The organism is Mesorhizobium sp. M7A.F.Ca.MR.362.00.0.0, assembly GCF_004023175.1.
GTDB lineage: Bacteria > Pseudomonadota > Alphaproteobacteria > Rhizobiales > Rhizobiaceae > Mesorhizobium.
This window is the reverse complement of record NZ_RZTF01000639.1, coordinates 1-2186: the sequence shown is the minus strand read 5'-3', so window position 1 is coordinate 2186 and position 2186 is coordinate 1. Positions and strand designations below refer to the sequence as shown.

Here is a 2186-nt window from a genome sequence, read left to right as displayed (position 1 = left end):
AAGAGCAGCATGGCGCGATCGCGCAGGCCGCGTAGCGTCCCGCGGTCAAGGGTCTCGAGCATGGCAATCAGGTCTTCAGGCAGAATGGCTTCTTTTTGCCGGGGAGGGGAAGAGTGGCTGTTGCGAATGCCGGCCAGCACAGTCGCGATATGCCGGTCCTTTCTGTCCAATGGTTGGCCACGCTGAGAAAAATTCCAGGTCAACGAAGACAGACGTCGCTCGATTGTCGAGACGGCGTTAGGCTTCTTGTCGCTCGTCACCTTCCCGGACGCGCAGGCCGTGATGTAAAGGCCGACGACCTGCGGATCCGGCGGCAACACATCCAGATGCTGGCGGCGCGCCCAGGCGCAAAAATGCTTCCAATCGGCGGCGTAGGCGCGCCGGGTGTTGAACGAGCTTGCTGCCTCCACGTAATCGCGCGCGCGCTCGGCCAGCCCTTCCAGATGCGCGGGCAGGGGAGGGGCGTTGTGCGGCTCGGAGGGCGCCTGCGCCATGTCCATGACGATATCGACAATGTCAGGCAAATCGTCGGCTGGAGGCGGGGGAGGGGAGGTGCTGGCGATCGCGGTCGTGCTGTGGGACGGCGCTGAGCTCTCCTCAGGACGATTTCCGGGGTTTTGCTCGACGATAGCGGCTGTCGTTCGCGTTTGGTCAACGGACGGCAAGTTATTGGTCTGGCGCGAATCATCTTCGGAGTTCATTGGCGGATTCTAGCCGAATCACCGGATTTTTCGTAACATTCGAGCGGACAAACTTTTACAGCGAGGCCGGCTGTGGTTCATGGGCCCGACAAGGAGACGGTTGATGATGCCGCCTGGAATGAGGCGGTTGCAAGGGAGGCCGTGATCCGCAGACTGGTTTCGCTCGACTGCCCCGGCCGGTCCGATTTCTTCCGGGCTTGCCGTGAACTCGGCCTCAAGCGAACCCGGCTTTACGAACTGATCAGGGCTTATCGGGAGCATCCGGTCACGAGTTCGCTGCTGCCGCGCCCGGGCGGCACGAGACAAGGCAGCCGCCGGTTGCCGGATGAGACCGAAGCGGTAATCGCCGAAGCGCTCCGGGACTTTTACAAGACGCGCCAGAAACCAAGCATCAATCGACTGCACAAGGAGATCCGCGGGCTCTGCCGCTCGCGTGGCGTGCGCGCACCGTCCTGGCATGCGCTGAAGGCGCGGATCGAGGCCATGGACCCCGCCGAACTGACCAAGGCACGGGAAGGCTCGAAGGCGGCGCGCGATCGCTTCCACCCAGTTCCGGGAGAATATACCGCCGAGTGCGCGTTCGACGTAGTCCAGATCGACCACACGCTGGTCGATGTCATTGTCGTCGATCGCCGGTACCGCCGGCCACTGCAGCGGCCGTGGCTGACGCTCGCCATTGACATCGCAAGCCGCATGATCGCGGGCTTCTACCTGACCCTTGAGGCACCGTCGACGGTTTCGGTCGCGCTCGCAATCCAGCATGTCGTGCAGCCGAAAGAGGTGTGGCTTGCCGGGCTGGGGATCGATGCGAAGTGGCCGGCCTGCGGGTTCCCTGATGCCATCCATCTCGATAACGCCAAGGAATTCCGGTCGCGCGCCCTGCAGCGGGGCGCTGAGGAATATGGCATCGAGCTCATCCATCGTCCGATCGCCACTCCCCACTATGGCGGCCATATCGAGCGGCTGATCGGCACCATGATGGGCGCCGTCCATCTTCTGCCGGGCACGACGTTCAGCGACATCGACGAGCGTGGCAGCTATGATTCCGCCGCCCATGCGACGATGACTCTGGATGAACTGGCGCGATGGCTGGCGCTCGAAATCACGCGCTACCACGCCGATCGCCATGGAACGCTGGGAATTCCGCCGCTTGCGGCATGGCATGAAGCTGTCGCCCGCCGCGTTCGGCCTGTGCGTCAGCCCCACGATCTTGCCGGCTTCATGATCGATTTCCTGCCCAGCGTCGACCGACTGGTGCGACGAGACGGCATTCACCTGTTCGGTCTTCGCTATTGGGATGATGTTCTGAGCATCTGGGCCGGGCGCCTCGATCGGCCGCTGCACGTTTCCTACGATCCACGCGATCTTTCGAGGGTTTTCGTGCGCGCTCCGGACGGTACGCGCTGGCCGATCCGCTTTGCCGATCTGCGGCGCGCGCCGATCACGCTTGGCGAACATCGCCGCGCCCGAACCGCCCTGCGGGAA

General features: G+C 63.4%; 1 protein-coding gene and 1 pseudogene. One reads left to right on the top strand and one right to left on the bottom strand.

The window, feature by feature from the left end; genetic code table 11:
• A pseudogene (locus EOC06_RS36295) lies at positions 1-701 on the bottom strand (integrase); the annotation flags it as partial.
• Between the two features lie 141 nt (positions 702-842).
• Between EOC06_RS36295 and EOC06_RS36290 the strand changes: the two are divergent.
• On the top strand, positions 843-2186 hold a 1344-nt coding region (locus EOC06_RS36290), incomplete at its 3' end, for a Mu transposase C-terminal domain-containing protein (protein ID WP_245470387.1).